7 protein-coding genes are annotated in these 6,210 nt (G+C 56.8%); 2 read left to right on the forward strand and 5 right to left on the reverse strand.

Annotated elements, in window-relative coordinates; genetic code table 11:
• The first annotated feature begins 31 nt into the window (after nt 1-31).
• Nucleotides 32-595: an elongation factor P gene (efp, locus tag R6T97_RS01750; protein WP_410347592.1), complete on the forward strand. Its 564-nt coding sequence runs from the start codon at nt 32-34 to the stop codon at nt 593-595.
• Nucleotides 596-597: 2 nt separating this feature from the next.
• Here the strand turns inward: efp and R6T97_RS01755 are convergent, their stop codons facing one another.
• Both R6T97_RS01755 and R6T97_RS01760 read right to left on the reverse strand, forming a co-directional pair.
• Nucleotides 598-1,332 (reverse strand): YgfZ/GcvT domain-containing protein, encoded by a 735-nt coding sequence (locus tag R6T97_RS01755; RefSeq protein ID WP_410347593.1) that lies wholly within the window; start codon nt 1,330-1,332, stop codon nt 598-600.
• Nucleotides 1,325-3,115 (reverse strand): ABC transporter ATP-binding protein, encoded by a 1,791-nt coding sequence (locus R6T97_RS01760; protein ID WP_410347594.1) that lies wholly within the window; start codon nt 3,113-3,115, stop codon nt 1,325-1,327. Before R6T97_RS01760 ends, R6T97_RS01755 begins: the two co-directional genes overlap by 8 nt.
• Before the next feature lie 132 nt (nt 3,116-3,247).
• Here R6T97_RS01760 and R6T97_RS01765 point away from each other — a divergent pair, with 132 nt between their 5' ends.
• On the forward strand, nt 3,248-4,426 hold the full coding sequence (locus R6T97_RS01765; RefSeq protein ID WP_410347595.1) for a pyridoxal-phosphate-dependent aminotransferase family protein: 1,179 nt from the start codon (nt 3,248-3,250) through the stop codon (nt 4,424-4,426).
• Here the strand turns inward: R6T97_RS01765 and R6T97_RS01770 are convergent.
• The 3 genes from R6T97_RS01770 to R6T97_RS01780 all read right to left on the reverse strand — a co-directional run.
• The gene (locus tag R6T97_RS01770) at nt 4,423-4,605 is read right to left on the reverse strand and encodes a hypothetical protein (RefSeq protein ID WP_410347596.1); all 183 of its coding nucleotides are present in this window, start codon (nt 4,603-4,605) and stop codon (nt 4,423-4,425) included. The two genes, R6T97_RS01765 and R6T97_RS01770, sit on opposite strands and share 4 nt — an antisense overlap.
• 47 nt (nt 4,606-4,652) lie before the next feature.
• Nucleotides 4,653-5,768, reverse strand: coding sequence for a pyridoxal phosphate-dependent aminotransferase (locus tag R6T97_RS01775; protein WP_410347597.1), 1,116 nt, complete (start codon nt 5,766-5,768; stop codon nt 4,653-4,655).
• A 184-nt stretch (nt 5,769-5,952) separates the two neighbouring features.
• The coding region (locus R6T97_RS01780; protein ID WP_410347598.1) for a hypothetical protein at nt 5,953-6,210 on the reverse strand (258 nt) is incomplete at its 5' end.

Below are 6,210 nucleotides of genomic sequence, written 5' to 3' on the forward strand. Positions count from 1 at the left end.
CCTTTGTTAATAATCTGAGACGCTTTCACCCATGCCAAAAATCAACCGTAACGAAATTCGGCCCGGGAACGTACTGGCGCATGAAGGCGGCCTTTGGGGCGCTGTAAAAGTTGATCATGTGAAGCCCGGCAAGGGTGGCGCATTTGCTCAGGTAGAGCTCAAGAACCTGCGTGACGGTCGGAAACTGAACGAGCGTTTCCGCTCCGCGGACAAAGTGGAACGTGTGCGGCTTGATCAGAAGGATCAGCAGTTCCTGTTCGAGGATGGCGATATGCTGACATTCATGGACAGCGAGACCTATGAGCAAATCGCATTGCCTGCCGATATTCTGGGTGATCGCCGCCCGTTCCTTCAAGACGGTATGATGGTGAAGATCGAATACTACGGCGATGAGGCACTGAATGTGAGCCTGCCGCAGAAGGTGACTTGCAAGGTGGTCGAAACCGAGCCTGTAGTGAAGGGCCAAACTGCGGCCAACAGCTTCAAGCCTGCGATGCTTGATAACGGCGTACGCGTCATGATCCCTCCGTTTGTGGGTCAGGACGAGGATATCATCGTAAACACTGAAACCTTCGAATACGCCGAACGCGCCTGAAGCTATTTCAGGCGTCTGAGGGTCGCTTCACCTGCCTGCATTTCGCCTTCTGCACGGTCAAACCGCAGGAAGGCCAAGCCCTTGTCACCTGCAACTGTGTGGAGCGTGCCTGCCGGTTTGCCATCTGCCGTGACCGCATCGCCGGGCGCGGCGTCGCCCTTTATAGCAACTTGTGCCAGTCCCTTCTTCAATGTCGTCTTATGCTTCATCCGGGCGACGATCTCTTGGCCGACAAAGCAGCCTTTCTTGAAGTCAACGCCGTTGAGGGCCTCGAACCCTGCTTCGAGTACATAGGTATCACCGGTCAGTTCGACACCCGTCTGCGGTATCATGTTCGCGACGCGGATCGCATCCCAGTCGGTGTCATCACTGATATCCGTCTCGCCGTAGGCGCGCCATCCCATAGCGTCATGTCGCGGGTCGTCGAACGCTCCCTCTGGCTTGGGGACTGTGCCGCGTGACACGATCAGATCCGTCTGTGCAATCGTGACGGCGGCCCGCAAACGGTACATCGTCAGGCGCTGCCCAAGTGTTTGCGCATGGGATGTCGCCACATCAACGAGCAACCGGTCTTTTTGACCAATGACAAAAAAATCGGCAATGAACTTGCCTTGAGGTGTCAACAAGGCGGTGTAGATGATAGACCCATTGGCCCTTGCGACGTCATTCGTCGCAAGCCCTTGAAGGAATGAAATACGATCATCACCGCTGATAGAAAGGACAGTCCGTTCAGGCATCATCTTTGCTTTCTGATTGTGAAAACTGCAGGCGGTGCAGGTCTGCATAGATCCCACCACGCGCCATCAGTGTAGCATGATCGCCCTGATCGACCACCCGCCCCTGATCCATGACGACGATTGAATCCGCATTGCGGATCGTCGAAAGGCGATGTGCGATCACTAGGGTCGTGCGTCCGCTGGACAGCTTTTCCAGTGCTTTCTGGACAACTGCTTCGGATTTGGTGTCAAGAGCACTCGTCGCTTCATCCAACAGCAAGATGGGCGTGTCGCGCAGCAACGCGCGCGCAATGGCCACGCGCTGGCGCTGTCCCCCTGACAGGTTCGATCCGCGCGGGCCGGCGGGGCTGTCGAGCCCATCGGGAAGCGAGGGCAGGAAATCCGTGACATGTGCGGCATCCAGAACGGATTTGAGCTGCGCCTCATCGACATCTTCGCGGCCCAGCAGGATGTTGTCGCGCAGCGTTTCATCGAAGAGGGCTGCGTCTTGCGTCACAACCGAGAACAGGCCACGCAGTTCAACAAGGTCATAGTCCGAGATCGGGGTATCATCCACCCGGGCGCTGCCGCTGTTGGGTTCGACCAGCCGTGTCAACACATTGAACACGGTGCTTTTGCCTGCGCCGGACGCACCGACAAGGGCGGTCGTCTTGCCAGCCTCGGCAACAAAGCTGGCACCGCGCAGGACAGGCAGTTCACCATAATGCAGATGCACATTATCCAAAGCGACCTTCGGTGAGCCCTTCGGCGCAGTCTTGCCTTTTGCAGGCGACAGGATGGTCGGATGCAAGTTCAGCACGTATTGCAATCGCTCGACGCTGGCGGCTGCCATTTGCCATTGCCCGCTCATCAGGCCCAAGCGGCGTAACGGATCAAAGGCGAGGGACATAGCGGTGAAGAATGCCATGAATTCGCCATTGGTTTTTTCGCCTGCGATGATTTCGGACCCGCCGTAGAGCATGACTCCCAGAAAACCGATGCCGGTCATGATGTCGATCAGCGCAGGGACAGCGGCCTGACCATAAGAGGTCCGCATGCTTGCCTGCACACCCTGCCGGATCAATTTGTCATAGCGTTGCGCCTGATAGGCCTCAAGCGCATTCAGCTTGATGGGGTTGATCCCGTGGAACACCTCATCAAGGCGGGTCGAGATATTACCGGCAATTTCGCGGGCATTGCGCGACCGACGGCGAATATAGGCCTGCACGAGCAAAGACGGCATGATCAGAAGCGGTATGCCGACGATTGCAATCAGCGTCCATTGCCAGTCGATCCACAACGCCACCGCAAGAAGCCCGATAAGAGACACCAGATCGCGTGCGACGGCGGTCAGCAGGCTGCTCCAGACGCTGTTGATCACATTCACATCGCCTTGCACCCGTTCAATCAATTGCCCCGGTGGGTGCACCTGAAAAAAGCCGCTGTCGAGAGACATCAGATGCCGCAGCATATGTTTGCGCATGGATGCCGCGGTAAGTTGCGTGATCAAGGACATCAGAATGCGCTGGCCCGAAGACGTGATGGCGCGGACAAAGAAAATCCCCATGATCGCGAAGCCGACGAAATAGAGTGCGTTCCTGTCCCCTTCGGCAAAGACATCATCGAACATCGGCTGGATCATACGACTGATAAGCGCCAGCATTGACCCTTCAATCATCATGAAGACGACTGCGCCGACCAGCAACCACTTGTGTTCACGCAAGTAATCCCGCCATAGCCAACTGAACAGCGTGAAGGCGGACTGCTGCTTTTCGGAACCGGATTGGGGGATGGGAAGGGGCATCAAAGGCCTTTTACGATCTGTCCTGTGCATCGTCTACGCGCAAATGGGGTAGCAGGGCAAGCTGAGCAAGGTTGACCCCGCATTGCCCCGCTATAATGTCCGCGGGAAGCAACACATTATGAAAGTTCCCCCATGTCATTGTCTCAAGGTCGCGCCTATCTGGCTATCCCCGGTCCCTCTGTCATGCCAGAGGCGGTTTTGCAGGCGATGCATCGTCCCTCACCCAACATCTACGAGGGAGAGTTGCATGACTTGACGCATGGCCTTGTCCCTGACCTCAAAGATATCGCCATGACAGAAGGCAATGTGGCCATCTACATCGGCAACGGCCATGCCGCTTGGGAGGCGGCGCTCGCCAATACGATTTCTGCGGGGGACACGGTACTTGTCCTTGCGACGGGTCGGTTCTGTATTGGTTGGGGCGAAATGGCAGAGGGGTTGGGGGCCAAGGTTGAAACCATAGATTATGGGGCGCAGGCCCCGATTGATATGGCACAGGTCGAAGAGATTCTGGCGCAAGACAAAGAGGGCCGGATCAAAGCGGTGCTGGCGGTGCATGTTGATACCTCTACCAGCGTCAAGAACGATATTGCAGGTCTGCGCGCAGTCATGGACAGCGTCTGCCATCCGGCTTTGCTGATGGCAGATTGCATCGCCTCGCTTGCCTGTGACCGCTTTGAAATGGACGCATGGGGCGTTGATGTGATGGTTTCGGCCTGCCAGAAAGGTCTAATGACCCCTGCAGGACTGAGCTTTGTCTGGTTCAACGCCAAGGCCGATGCTGCGCGAGGGGATCGCGTCACGACCTATTGGGACTGGCGGCCGCGTGTGAAGCCGGAAATGTATTTCCAATATTTCGACGGCACGGCACCGACCCATCATCTTTACGGTCTGCGCACAGCTTTGGACATGATCAAGGCCGAAGGATTGGATACTGTCTTTGATCGCCATGAAAAGCTGGCCCAGATCATTTGGGCGGCCTTTGACGCGTGGTCGACCAAAGGTCCGATTCACCTTAACATCGCCCATCCGGCGCATCGATCCCATGCGGTCACCTCCATAGGTATTGGTTCGCCCACTGGTGATGCGCTGCGTAAATGGTGTGAACATCAGTGCGGTCTGACCCTTGGGATCGGACTTGGCCGGTCGCCTGCTGATGCTTATTTCCGTATCGGTCATATGGGTCATGTGAACGGGCATATGATCATGGGAGTTCTCGGCACGATCGATGCGGGCCTCAAGGCCTTGAACATTCCACATGGAGAGGGTGCGCTTGCTGCGGCGGCACAAGCACTGGCAAAGCGTGCCTAGCTGTTCTTGACGCGGTCGATCCATTTGAAGAAATGGTGCAGGCCGTAGGCGGTGACAGCAACCCATAGATAACCGACAGCAGCCGCAATTACCCAAAAACCCATGAAAAGAAAAACAAAAAGCGTTCCGAGAAACGCATCGGTGTAGTTTTCAACGGCTTGAGTCGGGCGGTGCGACATCATTCATCCTTTGCTGATTCAAAAGATTACCTGCAGCATGACAAAAATCATCCTAATTTTTCGTGCGCTTGGGCCAGCGCGCGTGGAAGCGCCTGTGCGAAAGCTTCAATCTGGGGGTCTGGCCCGCAACTGACACGGATGCAGCGATCTTGAGGTGCGACAAAGGGCATCCGGACGAAGATGCCTTCGCCAACGAGGGCCGCAAGGACAGCGCGGGCGAAGTCGCCATCCCGCCCGCAGTCTATGGTCACAAAATTGGTCGCAGAGGGCAGAGGCGTCAGTCCGTTTTGCCTTGCGATCTCCTTGATCTTCTGGCGGGCTTTTGCAACTTCGTTTTGGATATGCGCCAGCCATTCGGTATCTTGCAACGCTGCAAGTGCGCCTTGCTGACTGATCCGGCACATCCCGAAGTGATTGCGTACCTTGTTGAAGCCGCTGATCACATCGCGCGATCCGATGGCATAGCCGACACGTGCTCCCGCCATGCCATGTGCCTTGGAAAAGGTGCGCATGCGGATGACGTTGGGGGCATCGGGGTCGATTGGGGGGGCGGTGCCATCTGGGGCCAGATCGATATAGGCTTCGTCCAGCACAAGCAGACAACCCGGTGGCAAGCGGTCGATCATTTCCTGCATGACCTCTGCGTTGTGCCAGCTTCCCATCGGGTTGTCGGGGTTCGAGATATAAATCAGCTTTGCCCCGACCGTGGCTGCCTTGGCCAGCAGGGCGTCAGGATCCTCGCAATTCTCCTTGAAAGGCACTGTGTGAAGCGCTCCGCCAAAGCCTGCCACGTGGTAATTGAAGGTCGGATAAGCACCCGCAGAGGTCACGACTGCATCGCCGGGGCCCGCGTAAAGCCGCACCAAAGGCCCCAAAAGACCGTCAATACCTTCGCCGACCATGATGTTCTCCGCTGCGATCCCGTGATGTGTGGCCAGAGCGTGCCGCAGATCATGGCTTTCGGCGTCGCCATACATCCAGACCTCTGCCGCGGCCTTTTGCATCGCGGCAATCGCTTTGGGCGACGGGCCAAAGGCACTTTCGTTGGCGCCAAGCCTGGCCTTGAATGGATGGCCCATCTGGCGTTCCTGCGCCTCTGGTCCGACGAAAGGAACGGACGCGGGGAGGGTCTGGGCGAGTGCGGTCAATGCTGGTTTTGTCATGGAGCTAGATAACCGTCTGCCTGGATTCTGTGCAACTGTTCATATTTACGAAAAGTTCGCAGCAATGACACGCCCCGAAACGGATATTCTAAGGCGCAGATTTTTTGCGCAGTACCTGTCACCCTTCTGGTGTAGCCTGTGTCAGATTGAGCGATGGGCAGTACATTGACCGCCCACCTGTGTATCAGCCGATCTCTGCCAGTCGCGCGATGGCCGCCTTAATCTGTGCCTCTTCGTTTTCGCGCAAGGCAAGGTTCGCTGTCGCTTCTGCAACAACCTCGTCCGGGGCAGAGGCCACGAAATTAGGATTGTTCAGGCGTCCGCGCAAACCACCCAGTTCCTTGCCCAGTTTTTGCAAGGTCTTTTCAAGACGCGCGATTTCCTCGGCCACGTCGATCAGATCAGCCAGCGGGATGCCAAATGTGCCGCCGTCCATCGGGAT

Origin of the sequence: Yoonia sp. (assembly GCF_046498525.1) — a bacterium.
Classification (GTDB): Bacteria; Pseudomonadota; Alphaproteobacteria; order Rhodobacterales; family Rhodobacteraceae; genus Yoonia.

Excerpts from the sequence above, each read along its gene's own strand:
- R6T97_RS01760 (WP_410347594.1), bottom strand. The coding sequence starts at position 3,115 with ATGCCCCTTCCCATCCCCCAATCCGGTTCCGAAAAGCAGCAGTCCGCC.
- R6T97_RS01765 (WP_410347595.1), top strand. The coding sequence starts at position 3,248 with ATGTCATTGTCTCAAGGTCGCGCCTATCTGGCTATCCCCGGTCCCTCT.
- R6T97_RS01770 (WP_410347596.1), bottom strand. The coding sequence starts at position 4,605 with ATGTCGCACCGCCCGACTCAAGCCGTTGAAAACTACACCGATGCGTTT.
- R6T97_RS01775 (WP_410347597.1), bottom strand. The coding sequence starts at position 5,768 with ATGACAAAACCAGCATTGACCGCACTCGCCCAGACCCTCCCCGCGTCC.
- R6T97_RS01755 (WP_410347593.1), bottom strand. The coding sequence starts at position 1,332 with ATGCCTGAACGGACTGTCCTTTCTATCAGCGGTGATGATCGTATTTCA.
- efp (WP_410347592.1), top strand. The coding sequence starts at position 32 with ATGCCAAAAATCAACCGTAACGAAATTCGGCCCGGGAACGTACTGGCG.